The sequence below is a fragment of the Ekhidna sp. genome, assembly GCF_963691765.1.
GTDB lineage: Bacteria > Bacteroidota > Bacteroidia > Cytophagales > Cyclobacteriaceae > Ekhidna.
On record NZ_OY829375.1, the window covers coordinates 290,761 to 305,517 of the forward strand.

Consider the following 14,757-nt stretch of genomic DNA (forward strand, 5'->3'; position numbering starts at 1 on the left):
TATTTGGATATAATATACACTTAACGTAATTTGAAAGGTGGAAAACGACATAGTGTCGTTTACATAGTGTTATGCAAAACCTTCTCCACCAAATGAATTAAAACTTAATATATTTTGGAAATTAAAGAACCAAAGGTCTTTATATCATATAGCTGGTCAGGCCAAATTCATCAAGAGCAAGTTAAGCGGTGGGCTGATAGACTCCTTGCAGATAATATTGACATAGTGCTTGACATTTACGATCTAAATGAAGGTGATGACAAATATGCTTTTATGGAACAAATGGTGACAGATAAAACAGTCACCCACGTATTAGTAATTTGTGATAAGAAATACTCTGAAAAAGCCGACTCCAGAAAGGCAGGAGTTGGCACGGAATCCCAGATTATATCTCAAGAAGTTTATGAAAAAGTAAAACAATCAAAGTTTATTCCTATTGTTTGCGAATTCGATGAAGATGGACAACCATACTTACCTACTTTTTTAAAATCACGCATATGGATAAACTTTTCAAGTACAGAAGCTGAAAATGAAAACTGGGAACAATTAACCAGATTGTTGTACGGAAAGCCACTCCATGTAAAACCAAAAAAAGGAAAAACGCCGTTTTACATAAGTAAGGAACAAAATCTACCAACAAGTGAATCATTTGCGAAATTCAGTTCATTACAGCAAGCTCTTCTTCAAGGAAAGATGGGAATTAAAAAATACAGACGAGACTTTCTAGATACATGCATAAAATACGCTGATGATTTAAGAACTAGAGAGCGACCGAATACTGAGAATTTTGGAGAAAAAGTATTAGATGATGCTAATAAACTAAAACCAATTAGGGACCTGATAACAGACTGGATTCTAGTTGAAAGTGAAATAACTTCTGAGGATGAATTTTCAAATGTATTAATTGAATTCTTAGAAAAACTAAAAGAACTGAAAGCTCGTCCGCCTGAAATTTCTTCGTGGAACGATTCTTGGTTTGAAGCACATTCTGTATTTGTTTATGAGACGTTTCTTTATGTGGTCGCGGCTCTTCTAAAAACCGAGTGCTACCACACCCTGCATGAGGTATTTACTTCTCATTATTTACTAGCTTCACCTCAAAGAATACATAGAGATTCGAAGTTTGAGAGTTTTGGTGGTTTTTATGGATATTCAGACGCACTGCAAAAGGTATTAGCACCAGAGGGACGCAGATTGTATGCTCCGGCTGCTGAGTTGGTAAAACGTCATGCAGATAGAGAAGATTTACCTTTTGTTAGTATTATACAAGCTGAGCTCTTAACTCTCCTAATGGCATTCATTTCTGAGGAAACTCGCTGGTATCCGCAGACTTTTCATTACTCCACATACGAATACGAATATCCATTTTTTGTTCGAGCTACTCAGCATAAATATTTCAAAAAACTAGCAGTAGTAACAGGTATTCAAGATATTGAGGAATTGCGCAAAAAGGTTAGAGAGGGTCATGAAAGACTTAATGTCAATAATTGGTATGAATTCAGATTTGAAAGAGATTTTTGGGGAACTATGAATATGGAAAAACTAGATTCTTTGAAGTAGAATTTGCCCCCAACTAGCGCGGGAATTACTTCCGTGCTAAAACAAGTCTACTCTTCACGGATTGGGATACAAGCTAAATGCATCGGCTCCCTCCTATTTGGATATAAAATACACTTAACGTAATTTGAAAGATATATAAACGACATAATGCCGTTTATACAGATGTTAGATGCAATAAAGAAGAAGTATGAGACCAGAAATACCTAATCTAAGAACTTGGCCTAGAAACCTTAGCACTTTGCAAGGCGGTGGGTTATCTACTCTACAAGGAGGAGGAATGTCAACTTTGCAATATGGTGGAGCATCTACCCTTCAATATGGTGGGTTGTCCACTTTACAATATGGAGGAATGTCAAATCTTCAATACGGTGGGTTATCTACTCTACAGTATGGTGGACTTTCCACATTACAATACGGAGGATTATCAACTCTTCAATATGGAGGTCTATCCACCTTACAATATGGTGGACTCTCAACATTAGAAGGTGGAGGAATGTCTACATTATCGACAAATGTCTATAGAAGCAATATTCCGCCTTGGCCACACTTTGTTCGTGAGTTAGAAGCCAGAGGTTACGATTGGGCATCTGAAATGATTCGGAATTATTTGCCCGATTATTTATGGCCAGAAAATTACTTTCGTTAAGCATTCAAACTCTTAGAATTCAATCACATGAACATTTTTGAAATAGCCACAAATATATCAACCCCGTTAATGTTAGCTGGATTTGTTTCTGCAGCTATTTTTTTAATTTCTAAACAAATAATTCAAAAGAAGTTAATCCCAACTCTAAACAGAGTACAGAGTCTAGATCTTATTAAAACAATCATTAATCGATTATTCCAACTTTCTGTAATTGCAATGATTCTTGGATTTGCAGCCAAATTTGTTCCTGATTCAGGAGATGATAAAGAAAAAACTGAGACTTTAACTTCCGAGCAAAAAAGGATAATAGAGGACTGGAAAGCTAATTCAGTTCCAGAAACGGCAATTAACGACATTACTTCTAATTCCATGAATAGCAGATATGGGATTGAAGATTTCAAGCGCTCTGGATGGTACACTGATTGGCATACTCCAGATGGTCGAGTAATCGCCAATTTTCCTGACCAAACGACATTAAGAATTTACCTAAGAGAAAGTGGAACCAACTTACTAATTGGTACTAGAGACTTCATAGGAAATATAACACCGAGTTATCCTTACAACATTCTTGGAAGCAGTCTAAAGGCAGATGTATATCGAATATCTCAGGGGCAGTCACCACCTAAACTGATAATAAAAACAGATGATTTCAATTCAATGGTGTTTGTGATTGGAACTTATCATAAATGGTGAGAAAAAGGTGGTTAACGAAGAAAAAGCATCTAACAAACACTCCCTAGCGCGGAAGTTACTTCCGTGCTAAAAACAATCGGTCCATCTTAGCTAAGCCCCACAACAGTCTGTATTCTCTACCAGTAGAAAAATACAACACCATGTGAAACTTTTACATTTTTTCAGGTATCCCTAAGAGTAACATACCTGAACTAGTAATGTGTAAGTATCTCAAAGCGAATTTTAAGTGTTTCATAACAGTAGTTGCAATAATCCAATTCGCAGTGGCTTTTGGACAAACGCCGTCACTGAAGGAAGCTCCCCACTAGTGCGGAAGTTACTTCCGCGCTAATAAACAAGACAGCTCTTCACGTGCTGTGTTCCAGCCTAATTGAATCCATCCCCCCTATTTGGATACAGAAGCACATTTAACGTTATTTGAAAGGTAGATAAAGACATTGTGTTGTTTATTCCATGTTATGCGACACAACCCATACTAAATGACCAGAGTAACAAATAGATCAGATGAATACATCGCAGAAGTCCGTAAACTGCTAACCACAAATTATGATAAAACCTTAACTATTCATTGGATCTACCTTGAGTTTGCTCAATTAATGAATCATGGGCTATCAATGACTTTGGGGGTTGGTGATAACTGGAAAACAAGAAAATTAATAGTAAGGAAATGGGACGGGGTAACGAATAATGAACTCGGAATCTATCATTTAGATAAAATTCAAATTCGCGAGGAGACTTCGTACCTAATGCTGATTGACGTCAATGAAATTCAACAATTACTGAAGAAAGCAAATACGAATGAAAACAAAAATGTAGTTCTAGATGGAATAGACTATGAACTTATGGACTTGTTGAAAAACAGAACTTGGAAATGGAAACAAGAAAATCAACTAAATCCAGAGCTTGGACGAATCACTGAAATTCTAAAAATAAATAGCAGCATGTAACAAAATTGTATATAGCATCTCTTACTAGCACTGAGCTTCCTTCTGCTATAAAAAAACAAGACAACTCTCCACGGACTACATTCCAAGCTCAATTGGGTCTGTCCCCTCCTATTTGGATACAAAAGCACATTTAACGTTATTTAAAAGGTAAATAAACGACATAATGTCTTTTGTACAGATGTTATGGACCACCTCACTTCTAGCAAATGGAACCAAATACTATCCTACTGATTCTCTTGGCACTCATAAATGGGATATGGATTGGTGTGTTGATGCATGAGTAAAGCTTCTAACAAATCGTATTGGGCATGTGCTAGTGGGAAATTCCCCACTAGCTCGAAAGTTACTTCCGCCTTAAAAATGGCAGTTCGTCGCGGAACAAAGTTCTGCGCCAGACTAGGCTTGCAGTATCAGTATCCTAATCAATTTGGATATAAAATACACTTAACGTAATTTAAAAGGTAGTTAAATGAATGTGCTGGGTATCCAGGTATTTGGTTCTATAGATGCAAGAAATCCTGAAATCAGAATCCTTTAATGAACTCTTATCGTTGCTAGCCTTTGGTAGTGGCCTGATTTTTGGTATTGTATCAATCTTTCATTCGGAAAGGGAATATCTATTAAGAATAACAGCAATTTTTTTAGTTGTTTCAGTCAGTTTATTTGCCAACAATGCGTATTGTTATTTTGCTTCCATATTCATTATTGCAACTGCGGTAACTCAACTAGATTTTCTTCAGAATCTGGCAGCAATTATACGAGGTAGCAAGGAGTATTTCGATTACAAGAAAGAAACAATTCCTGTAAATGAAATAGAGAAATCTAAGGAGGAAGAAATTGAAGAAGCAGAAAGAATTTCCGAGAAGAAAGACAAAGACTCCAACTTGTTAGATATTCAATCTTCAGCTCTTGAGCACTCTAACTTATCTGGTAGACAATTTTTTCTGTTGGTTGAAAATCAAACTTTCCGTTATTTAGAAAAAAAATATAGGCAGCCAATCGAAAAATACCAACGAATAATTAGTAATGGCAGAAATGTGGTTGAGTTTGATGGTATTATCTCGACCAAGGAATTTGATATCATTCTTGAATTAAAGGCTTCTAGAAGAACATTATATCCTGCAAAGTTTTTGAAAGAAATGCTAGAGCGTCAACTCGAAGGAGTAAGAGAATACAAAAGACTCAGCAAGAAGAGAGTTGAATTCAAACTGATATTTGTTGGTGAGCTTAGAGAATCATCAAAGGACAGAATAAAAAAACTTATTAAGGAAATGAATACTGAAAACACGGACATTCAGATAAGCGTGGATCTTCTAACATTTGAAGATATTGACTTCAAAACAGATATAACAGATTCTAACAAATCCTGAAATGTATATACGAACCAAGCTATTTGAAAGTACAACGCAAAGCAAAAATATTCATTACACCCACTAGTGCGGAAGTTACTTCCGTGCTAATAAACAAGACAGCTCTTCACGTGCTGTGTTCCAACCTAATTGGATCCTTTATCCCTCTTATTTGGATATAAAATACACTTAACGTAATTTGAAAAGTAAATAAACGACATAATGTCGTTTATACAGATGTTCGACACAATTTGGATCCAATACTATGGGAGTTCTAAAATATCCTCAAAAGAAGGAGATCAAAGGGCCATGGCTTATAAGTTATGAAAAACTGGAGGAGCTTGCCCAAATTGTAGAGTCAATTGAAGAAAAACTTGAAAGATCTTGGATAGAACAACTAAGAATTGAAATTCACAATAAATATGAAGAACTAACTGAAGAGGAATTCTCAAATAAGCTAGAACAGACCAAGTCTGATCCATGGTATAACAGACACGAATCTACCTGTCAACTTATAGGATTTGATGAAACCAGACTCATTGATAAATCAATGTCCAATCTACTTATTGATGGAGCAATTAACTCACTAAAACCGAAGGCTATTAATATAAGTATTTCCTATGGTAGGTTAAGTGAAAATAAGTTTGAACTGAATGTATCCAACCTTTATGAGGGTGAATTAAAATATGAAGTTGAGTGCTTTGAACCTAAAGCTAAGGACGAAATACAATATCAAATAGAACGTTGGATTGACAAACAAAAACCTTCGCGGGTTCTTCAGTTTTGGTCTGAATATGGAGGAATTCCAATTTACTTTTTATGGCTACCAATTATTATACTCTCCATAAATATTACAACTACTTCATATAAGAGTTACGACGAAATATTAAAGGAAAAATCGAACGAGATAATTGATCAAGGAATAGATTCAACGAACATTAATCAAGCTGTAGAATTGCTTATCAAGATGCAGAGCGATTTTGAACCTGACAATTTTGAAAAAATTGAGAAGCCAAAAGATCCAAACGATATAAAGTATTTGGTCTTAGTAATATTTATCACCATTGTAAGTCAAATCAGACCAAAGACGGTAGTAGGAATTGGAAAACGTAAAAGGCTACTTGAGTTTTATAAATTTTGGATCAAATTCGTCTTAGTCACTCTCCCAACAGCCATGATAATTGCACCTTTCTGGAAATTTATTGTAGGATGGATTTACTAAGTAAAATATGTCTAACAAGCTCTAAACTCCATTGGCTAACTTAGTAAGTTGTTAAGAGTATTGAACAGATACTTTAGTAGAAATTTAAAAAGTCTAGATTAGAAGATTGGATTAGTCTTTAGGAAATCGCTTAGAACCAAAACTAACCTGAGCTGAATGAAAGTTGATAGGCAGAAATATTTGGAACAAATAAAAGAAACTGCTCTAATTCAAAATCGATTAGTTTCGGAATCTCAAAATTTTGATAACGCTACTAAAGAAGCATTTATCTATAACTCAAATCGAATAAAGCAAATCACTGAAAATAAGCTAACTCTTGCACAACTAAAACAAGTTACAAACGAACTTTTAACTTTTTGGAAAGAAAGCATTGGGCCTGATGTCGAAGCTTTTTGGATAGAATTAGAAAATAGGAATATAGAATTTGAACGTAAAGATGAACTAAACTTTGCATTATTGAAAGGCAGGTTCCGTAGAGTCGAACAAGGAATTAGCGCGCGAAAATCATGGAGTATTATTAAAGATTCAGACTCAATTACAAGGAGATTTACGCATGCTGAAATCGAGAAAATTGAAGAGATCATTCAAAAGGATGAGGAAATCAGATTAACAATTCTGAAAAAATGTCTACTTAAGAATTCAATACCGAAATCTCAATATTTGAAGTTTGGTGAATGCATGGCTTATTTCGGACAATGCAATCTCTTTGATTCACATTTCAGCAAAAGTGAAGTTGATAAGCTTAATTTGATTTGGAAAGGTTTTCGATTCTGATAAAGAGCCCCAGTAACACAAAATTCACTTCTCCCTAAAAAACAAGACAGCTCGCCACGAAACAAATTTTTGCACCAGTCTGAGTTGCAGTGTCGAACATCCCTCCTATTTGGATATAAAAGCACACTTAACGTTATTTGAAAGGTAAATAAACAACATAATGTCGTTTATACAGATGTTAGCAATAACCTAAGTACTGAGATCGTCTATTGGTTTCTTATCTTAGTATCGCTATGAAATACTTCTCTATAAGCCTATACCGTAAAATGTTAAACTGCGCAATTGCAGAAGGTATGAAGCGGGAAGATTTCATGAATTTGCCTGCCCCGATCGATACCATAGATGATTTGCAAGCCATTCCCGCAGATGAGTTTTTTAGCCTTCATGAATTTCTCGATGAAAAGCTAGGGCCTGGGTTTGGCGTGAGAGTGGGTCAGCAAATGAAAATCGAGGATTATGGCGTGCTTGGCCTCTCCTGGCGTACCTGCTCATGGGCCGGTGAAATCTTTGAAAGAAGTGAACGCTACTTTAAGCTGCTGTCTAACACGTTTATGTGGCAGATAAAAGAAGAAGGAAACCTTTCCCATGTTCATCTAAATCGAGAAGCGCACAGAAGAGGTTTAGAACTATCAACAGAAGCCAGCCTTTCAGCAACTGTTGTAGTGCTTCAAGCCATGACAGAAAAACCAATCTTTCCTACCCAAGTAGCTTTTAAACATGACCCTCCAACCGATCTCAGTTCGTATAAAGAAGCTTTTCAATGTCCGATATACTTCAATCAGCCACACTACTCGATTACCTACAAAACTTCTGACCTGCGAACCAGGACAGCAAAAGCCGATTCAAGCATCAACCAATTTCTGGTACAACGTGTGGAAGAAGAAACCAATGGGCTCGAAGTTTCGGGTAGTAAACTCGCCTTTGATGTAGAAAAGCTAATCACAGATGCACTTCCCAGCGGTATTCCCAGTATTCATTACATAGCAGAGCAGGTGGGAATGAGTAACCGAACCCTAACCCGAAGATTATCCGATGCTGGAATCTCCTACAGAGACCTTATCAAGAAGACGCAGGAAGGCGTTGCTACCTACCTACTGAAGAAATCATCCAGAAGCATTGCAGAAATTGCTTTTGAAACTGGATTCTCCGAGCAAAGTGCGTTTAACCGCGCATTCAAGCGCTGGACAGGGCTCTCCCCTGTCGAATTCCGCAAATCATAATCAAAAATCCATTTTGGCTTAAAGTGTCAAAGTATTGGCACAAAGTGTCAAGCATAGGGCTTCTCCGGCTTTCAACTTTACACTCGTAATCAATCACGAACAAAATGAAAGCTAGGCTCAACACAATAGTATGGCTAGGGACAACCACAGCGGTACTGATTCTCTTCAGCTCCTTTGATACCCCGGGAGAGGCTACAAAGCAAAATCAGATGAAGATATCTGTTGCTGACAATACGCTAAAGAAACAGGCCCTTAAGATCCTCGAGACGAAATGCAATGTCTGTCATCGCAAGCAAAACCCGCTCATGGTTTTTAAAGAAAAGAACATGTCCAAGCGTGCAAAGAAGATCTACAAAATGGTATTCAAGGAACGGAAGATGCCAAAAGGCAATGACATCCGATTGACCAATGAGGAATACATCACACTAGAAAAATGGCTTTTCACACAAGAAATATTTTAATCATGGAACTACCTATACAAAACATATCACTCAACACTTCTGTGATTCTCACCGGAATCTCCGCAGGACTATTCTATGCTTGGTCAGTCTCAGTGATACCAGGAACACAAAAGATCAATGACCTCAGTTATTTGTATACGATGCAGAGCATCAATCGGGCAATATTAAACCCGGCTTTCTTCATTGTCTTTTTTGGGAGCCTCATCGCCCTGGCCTGCTCGACCTACTTCACCTACAATGTAAGTACGAAAGGGTTCTGGTTCCTGCTCATCACTACGGCGGCCTACCTCATAGGGACGGTGGGAATCACTGGCCTGGGAAATGTACCACTCAACAATGAGCTAGAGGCATTGAAAATACCAGTACTCAGCAAGAAAGAAGTAGCTGAATTCCGAAAGTATTACGAGTCGCACTGGAACAAGCTTCATACCTATCGCATGCTTTTCTCAGTCTTGTCATTTGTCATGGCTTTGCTCGCACTCAACATCACATTCAAAAATTAATAACTCAAATAAATAAGTAAAAATGAAACACAACATCTTAGTAATCGGAGGAACCGGTAAGACTGGTCACCGAGTAGTAGAAGGACTAACAAAGTTAGGACACCATGTAACCGTAGGATCAAGAAAAGGCACTCCTGCTTTTGATTGGGAAGACTACTCCACCTTTGCACCTGCACTAAAAGGAATAGATCGTGCCTATATCGTTTACTATCCAGACCTTGCGGTTCCGGGAGCGAAAGAAGCCATCACCGCATTGACGGAAGCGGCGTTGAAAGAAGGGCTTGAGAAAGTAGTGCTGCTATCTGGAAAAGGAGAAACAGAAGCAGAAGCCTGTGAGCAAATTGTTGCAAACTCAGGACTGAACTACACGCTGGTGAGAGCTTCATGGTTCAATCAAAACTTCAGTGAAGGGGCTTTCCTGGATTTCGTGCTTGCGGGGCAAGTAGCACTGCCAATGCCCGATGCTGAAATTCCATTTGTGGACGCTGATGATATTGCTGAGGTAGTGACGAAAGTACTGGTTGACGATTCTTACAACGGGAAAACCATCACGGTAACTGGCCCCAAAAAGCTCACTTTTAAACAGGTGGTCAGCGTGATGGAACATGCTATCGGAAGAGATGTCAAATACATTCCAATCTCTATTGAAGAATTCAAGACTGGAATGAAGGCAGCAGGGCTACCAGACTCTTACGTATGGCTCTTCGGATATCTATTCAAAGAAGTTTTGGGAAATCCTGACAATCAGGAAGTGTCACACGATGTAGAAAAAGTGCTGGGGCGTAAGGCGACATCCTTCGAAGAGTATGCACAAAAAACCCTGGCGACCGGCGTTTGGAATCAAGCTATTGTGCAATGAATATAATATTGGGGGAGCTATGTGTAACTGAACTAGCTCCCTTAATTCATTTTAAATGGCATATTGCTAACAGACACTATTATCCATAAGCCTACCAAGCTATTTGCAAAGGCTGGTGCTATCCGATACTTTAGTAGATATTTGAAAGGTCTAGCTTACGGATGATAGTTGGACGTTATGTACCACTGCTCGTATGATGAGACATCTCATTTATATTCTACTACTCTCTTATCAGCTGTCATCATTTGCTTGTCAGTGCAAGGGAATTGAGAATTTGAAGGATGAACAAAAGGCATCTTACGAATATTCTGATCTAGTTTTTATCGGAGAAGTAATATCCGTTGGTGAAAGCATGAAGTACAAAGAAGAAGGGTGGTTTGATAACAAAACTTATAAGATAGAAGTAGTAGAAGGATTCAAAGGAACTAAGTCTGGAGAGACCTTGAGTGGATATTCCTTAACAAGCTGCTCATCTTACCCTAAATCAGGTACTTGGATCATATATGCAAATAAAAATGATGAAGGAAATATAACTTTTTCCTCCTGTGGACTATCTAGATCATTTAAAGAACCAGAACGGATTTTCTATAATGATTACATTCCGCCACCACCTCCAAAGGAGAAATGGATTAACTGGCAGGCAGAAGATGATTTAGATGTAACGATTTTGCGTTCTAAAATAAGAGTCAAGGCAGCACAAGATTTAAAGAAGGAAATTCAATGGTTAAGAACCATGAAATAACGGTACATAACATGCGCTAGCGACCAGATGTCAACTGCTACTAGCAACTTAGCTGCTGCTGTCCCGCTCCCTTTCCCTTCTGGTCATTTCTCCCCCCTAGCGCGGAAGTGACTTCCGTGCTAAAACAAGTCTACTCTTCACGGACTGGATTCCGAGCTAAATGGATCGGCTCCCTCCTATTTGGATATAAAAGCACACTTAACGTTATTTGAAAGGCATATAAACGTCATGATGTTGTTTATACAGATGTTATGGGCAATCACCACAATCAAATATTAATCAAATAAATGGAAAAGGATACCAACGCTGGAACAAGACTGGGATCAATGTTAATAGATCATTTTGTTATGACTTTTATTGCAATGATATTCTTTATTCCTGGAATGATATCAACCTTTGCAACTGCATTTCAAGTTAATCATGAACAAACAAGCCCCGATATTTTTGGTGGCTTAAGTTATGTTGGACTCCTTGGATTCGCTCTTTACCTATGTAAGGATTCTATCAACGGAAGGAGTATTGCCAAAAGGATATTAAAGATACAAGTAGTCAACAACCAAACAGGTGAAGTAGCATCACCTTTAAAATGCTTTGTTAGGAACCTTTTTTGTGCTTTGTGGCCAATAGAGGTCATAGTAACTTTAGCGAATCCAAGTAGAAGAATCGGCGATATGGTTGCAGGTACTAAGGTTGTACCTTTCAACCCTGATTCTGAACAACCCAAATCAGACTTTAAACAAGTTGGAATATCAATCGCTCTAGCCTATGGGATAATGTTACTCTTCATGCTACCCTTTGAAGGCCTTAAGTCGATGATCAAATCTAACCAGGTTGCGTACATAGAGACTTCCCTAAATAATTCAAAAGCAGAAGAGGTCGTTGAACTATTTGAAACAGAGCTTGGAGATGAATTAACAGCAGATGTTAGAGTATATGATGAGATAGAAGAAGATCCAAATCTGAGATATGTTTCAGTAATTCTGACTCTTAATGAAGATTATTTGGATGACGATGATGATTTCGAAGCGATTCAGGAAAGGACGCTTCCCATTCTGATGTCAAAATATCCCGAAGGAACTTTTGTGGGGCAGATAAAATATGTCTACAAAGAACCAGGAAGTATGATAACCAGAACTAAACTATTGGACTGGAGGGAAAAATAAAGCCCATTACAAACACTATCATCCATAAGCTACTGAGACATTTGCAAAGGCTGGTGCGATGAGATACTTTTATACAAATTTGAAAAGTCCAGCTTTCGGATGATAGTTGGTCATTGTGCTCAATTTCAGCAATTCCAAAATGAGTCATAAACTTCAAGACATAACTTTATATTATCCACAATCAAGTTCCGCTGAACTCAAAAAAAAGTTTGCGGGAATTTCTCATGTTGTAACTGATCTTTATGTTCACTTTCTTGATTCATACAAACCACCCAAAACGAGTCGAATTTCAGTAACACTTGGTCATGATTTTGAATTGATAAATTACTCAGGTAGTGTTCTTACAATGTACCATACACCATTTGAGGGCGAGGAATTTTGGAAACTATCTGAACAAGAACAGAAACTACAGATCCTTGAAATTACGCACGAGGTAACAAGAAGATGTTGTGACAAATTCGATTGGGATCGAAATGTATTTGAGACTGCCTATAAGAAAGTGATTGAGGTGGACTTTCGATACGAAATAGAACTTAAACATAAACTATCCCCAAACCGAAAAAAGAAAGCATGCCTAACGCTTGAGAAGAATGGTAAGTGTGCAATAATTTCAGCTTTATTAATGAACGTAAAAGGTGAACGAATAAATAAAGTTGAACTTTTCCGATTGCCTCAGAACGAAATGTTTTACGGAACAATAATTAAAAGAAACAAATGGTTTGGAGACGAATTCGGTGTTTATGATAGTGACGAGGAACTTCAAATTTTGGCTGATAGTGACTCAACCGAACGAATTGTGAAATTTTTTCCGAACAAACATTCCCAAGAACAACTAGAGAAAGTTGTAATACGACTGACATGTCCTGAAATTAACAGCCGAGCGGAATTTGAAGCCTGGATTAAAGGAGAACTAAGCCCCCTCTAGCGCGGAAGTTACTTCCGTGCTAAAACAATCAGTCCTCCTAACTAAGCCCCACAACAGTCTGAATTCTCTACCAGTAGAAAAAAACAACACCCTTTGAAACTTTTACATTTTTTCAGGTATCCCTAACAGTAACATACCTAAACTAGTAATGTGTAAGTATCTCAAAACGAATTTTAAGTATTTCATAACAATAGTTGCAATAATCCAATTCGCAGTGGCTTTTGGACAAAAGCCGTCACTGAAGGAAGCTCACAATAATCTTATCAGAAAGAACGACTCCTTTATAACTGCCAACCGCGAAAAGATATTCAGCCAAGAATTAGCGCCCTTTAACTTCGTAATAGATTCCTTGGAACAAACCGTGCAACAACTAGTCAAGAACTATCAAGGACATACTGAAGAAATAGAATCGCGAACCATTGATAGCCTGTTGACTGAATCAAAATTTAGATACAGAAGATATCGGTTATTGTATCCAAAAAACTATCATCGCTTCGCTGACTTTAAGAAGAAAGCATCCGTTTCCAGCGACTATTTCGAAAATGTAATGCAAGGAAGTTTCAATGATTCATCTCTGTTTCAGTTTAAAGAATATCGAAAATGTGTGAATTTCTATCTTGACATTCTTTCTACAAAAGAGTACAAGTTTTCACACCCAGAATATGTTCCCATCAAGCGTTTTGACAATCGCTATGATGCCATCGTTGAGTTAGATGCGCTTCAGAGCGTAAAGGATTTCTTTATCAAGGACCATTTCACTTCCAACATTTGGACCTATCGTGTGGAGGCTTTTGATTATGCCTATACAAAAGCTTTGGAAGATGTCAAAAATCAGGCTTATGTAAAGACAATTAAGGATACCTATAAAATGGGTAAAGACAGAAGGAATGCTGCCAGCGAAATCAGAGTGTACAAAACTGTGGATGGCATCACGCTCAATGCCCATATTTTCTATCCAGAAAATCACGATAAAAGCCAAATAAAACCTGCGCATCTATTTTTTCACGGCGGTGGCTGGGCGACTGGACTACCTGAATGGAGTTATGGTCCCTGCAAAGGCGCCGCTGAAGACGGAAGAGTTGCCATCGCCTTCGATTATCGTATTAGACATATCTACGGTACAGATGTAAAGGCTTCGGTAAGCGATGCCCTTAAAGCCATAGCTTGGGTTCGGGAAAATGCGAAGGAATTGGGCATTGACCCAAACAAAGTAGTGGCAGACGGCTTTTCGGCTGGAGCACACTTGGCGTTGGTTTCGGCCATGATTAAAAAACCTAAGGAGTTTGGAGTGAACTCAAAATACAGTTCAAGACCAGACGCCCTGATTTTAGGTTCTTGCCCTTATGACATTGCAGGTAGAGATGTTTACAACATTGAGTACAACACAAATACAATCTCGCCTCTTCATCTTCTTGAAGAAAACCTCCCTCCTATACTTGCCTTCCACGGCGAGGACGATGACATGGTAGAGTTTTCTGAATTTGAAAAATTTAGGGATGCCATTGGAAAAACCGAGAACAGTTTTATTTCACGTTCATATGCTGGTGCAGGACATTTCTATTTTAGTGGAAGTTCCAAAAAGGATTCAGATGAAAGAAGAAGGCTTACTGAAGAATTCTTATTGAAAAATGGTTTTAAAACAGATTAAAGCTGAAGGCGTTGTAGTTCGCTAACTCCTCCTATTTGGATATAA

Annotated in this window: 15 protein-coding genes; all 15 read left to right on the plus strand. The window is 37.9% G+C overall.

Annotation, left to right across the window (positions count from 1 at the left end):
* Positions 1–114 precede the first annotated feature (114 nt).
* The 15 genes from ACY650_RS01340 (at position 115) to ACY650_RS01410 (ending at position 14,712) form a co-directional block, all read left to right on the plus strand.
* The gene (locus ACY650_RS01340) at positions 115–1,560 is read left to right on the plus strand and encodes an SEFIR domain-containing protein (RefSeq protein ID WP_462250970.1); all 1,446 of its coding nucleotides are present in this window, start codon (positions 115–117) and stop codon (positions 1,558–1,560) included.
* 187 nt (positions 1,561–1,747) lie between these two features.
* A complete protein-coding gene (locus ACY650_RS01345; RefSeq protein ID WP_462250972.1) occupies positions 1,748–2,206 on the plus strand; it encodes a hypothetical protein in 459 nt (152 codons plus the stop codon).
* 27 nt (positions 2,207–2,233) lie between these two features.
* Complete coding sequence (locus ACY650_RS01350) at positions 2,234–2,899, plus strand: hypothetical protein (protein ID WP_462250974.1); 666 nt, start codon at positions 2,234–2,236, stop codon at positions 2,897–2,899.
* A 479-nt stretch (positions 2,900–3,378) separates the two neighbouring features.
* Positions 3,379–3,846 carry a hypothetical protein gene (locus ACY650_RS01355; RefSeq protein ID WP_462250976.1) on the plus strand — a complete coding sequence of 156 codons (468 nt, stop codon included), beginning with the start codon at positions 3,379–3,381 and terminating at the stop codon, positions 3,844–3,846.
* A 506-nt stretch (positions 3,847–4,352) separates the two neighbouring features.
* Positions 4,353–5,216, plus strand: coding sequence for a hypothetical protein (locus ACY650_RS01360; RefSeq protein ID WP_462250978.1), 864 nt, complete (start codon positions 4,353–4,355; stop codon positions 5,214–5,216).
* Positions 5,217–5,460: 244 nt separating this feature from the next.
* Positions 5,461–6,417, plus strand: a complete 957-nt coding sequence (locus ACY650_RS01365) for a hypothetical protein (RefSeq protein WP_462250980.1) — start codon at positions 5,461–5,463, stop codon at positions 6,415–6,417.
* A 156-nt stretch (positions 6,418–6,573) separates the two neighbouring features.
* Complete coding sequence (locus ACY650_RS01370) at positions 6,574–7,191, plus strand: hypothetical protein (protein WP_462250982.1); 618 nt, start codon at positions 6,574–6,576, stop codon at positions 7,189–7,191.
* Between the two features lie 266 nt (positions 7,192–7,457).
* Positions 7,458–8,411 carry an AraC family transcriptional regulator gene (locus ACY650_RS01375; protein ID WP_462250984.1) on the plus strand — a complete coding sequence of 318 codons (954 nt, stop codon included), beginning with the start codon at positions 7,458–7,460 and terminating at the stop codon, positions 8,409–8,411.
* 104 nt (positions 8,412–8,515) lie between these two features.
* Positions 8,516–8,872 carry a hypothetical protein gene (locus ACY650_RS01380; protein ID WP_462250986.1) on the plus strand — a complete coding sequence of 119 codons (357 nt, stop codon included), beginning with the start codon at positions 8,516–8,518 and terminating at the stop codon, positions 8,870–8,872.
* Positions 8,873–8,874: 2 nt separating this feature from the next.
* On the plus strand, positions 8,875–9,375 hold the full coding sequence (locus ACY650_RS01385; RefSeq protein ID WP_462250988.1) for an anthrone oxygenase family protein: 501 nt from the start codon (positions 8,875–8,877) through the stop codon (positions 9,373–9,375).
* A 22-nt stretch (positions 9,376–9,397) separates the two neighbouring features.
* Entirely contained in the window at positions 9,398–10,234 is an 837-nt protein-coding gene (locus tag ACY650_RS01390; RefSeq protein WP_462250990.1) for an NmrA family NAD(P)-binding protein, read from the plus strand.
* 193 nt (positions 10,235–10,427) lie between these two features.
* On the plus strand, positions 10,428–10,976 hold the full coding sequence (locus ACY650_RS01395) for a hypothetical protein (protein ID WP_462250992.1): 549 nt from the start codon (positions 10,428–10,430) through the stop codon (positions 10,974–10,976).
* Positions 10,977–11,263: 287 nt separating this feature from the next.
* Positions 11,264–12,139 (plus strand): RDD family protein, encoded by an 876-nt coding sequence (locus ACY650_RS01400; RefSeq protein WP_462250994.1) that lies wholly within the window; start codon positions 11,264–11,266, stop codon positions 12,137–12,139.
* A 139-nt stretch (positions 12,140–12,278) separates the two neighbouring features.
* Complete coding sequence (locus tag ACY650_RS01405; RefSeq protein WP_462250996.1) at positions 12,279–13,064, plus strand: hypothetical protein; 786 nt, start codon at positions 12,279–12,281, stop codon at positions 13,062–13,064.
* 148 nt (positions 13,065–13,212) lie between these two features.
* Positions 13,213–14,712, plus strand: coding sequence for an alpha/beta hydrolase (locus tag ACY650_RS01410; protein ID WP_462250998.1), 1,500 nt, complete (start codon positions 13,213–13,215; stop codon positions 14,710–14,712).
* Positions 14,713–14,757: the final 45 nt, after the last annotated feature.

Bases quoted from the DNA above. Each gene is read 5' to 3' on its own strand.
- ACY650_RS01355 (WP_462250976.1), top strand. From the start codon at position 3,379: ATGACCAGAGTAACAAATAGATCAGATGAATACATCGCAGAAGTCCGT.
- ACY650_RS01380 (WP_462250986.1), top strand. From the start codon at position 8,516: ATGAAAGCTAGGCTCAACACAATAGTATGGCTAGGGACAACCACAGCG.
- ACY650_RS01400 (WP_462250994.1), top strand. From the start codon at position 11,264: ATGGAAAAGGATACCAACGCTGGAACAAGACTGGGATCAATGTTAATA.
- ACY650_RS01350 (WP_462250974.1), top strand. From the start codon at position 2,234: ATGAACATTTTTGAAATAGCCACAAATATATCAACCCCGTTAATGTTA.
- ACY650_RS01345 (WP_462250972.1), top strand. From the start codon at position 1,748: ATGAGACCAGAAATACCTAATCTAAGAACTTGGCCTAGAAACCTTAGC.
- ACY650_RS01370 (WP_462250982.1), top strand. From the start codon at position 6,574: ATGAAAGTTGATAGGCAGAAATATTTGGAACAAATAAAAGAAACTGCT.
- ACY650_RS01365 (WP_462250980.1), top strand. From the start codon at position 5,461: ATGGGAGTTCTAAAATATCCTCAAAAGAAGGAGATCAAAGGGCCATGG.
- ACY650_RS01410 (WP_462250998.1), top strand. From the start codon at position 13,213: ATGTGTAAGTATCTCAAAACGAATTTTAAGTATTTCATAACAATAGTT.
- ACY650_RS01360 (WP_462250978.1), top strand. From the start codon at position 4,353: ATGCAAGAAATCCTGAAATCAGAATCCTTTAATGAACTCTTATCGTTG.
- ACY650_RS01385 (WP_462250988.1), top strand. From the start codon at position 8,875: ATGGAACTACCTATACAAAACATATCACTCAACACTTCTGTGATTCTC.
- ACY650_RS01395 (WP_462250992.1), top strand. From the start codon at position 10,428: ATGATGAGACATCTCATTTATATTCTACTACTCTCTTATCAGCTGTCA.
- ACY650_RS01390 (WP_462250990.1), top strand. From the start codon at position 9,398: ATGAAACACAACATCTTAGTAATCGGAGGAACCGGTAAGACTGGTCAC.
- ACY650_RS01405 (WP_462250996.1), top strand. From the start codon at position 12,279: ATGAGTCATAAACTTCAAGACATAACTTTATATTATCCACAATCAAGT.
- ACY650_RS01375 (WP_462250984.1), top strand. From the start codon at position 7,458: ATGTTAAACTGCGCAATTGCAGAAGGTATGAAGCGGGAAGATTTCATG.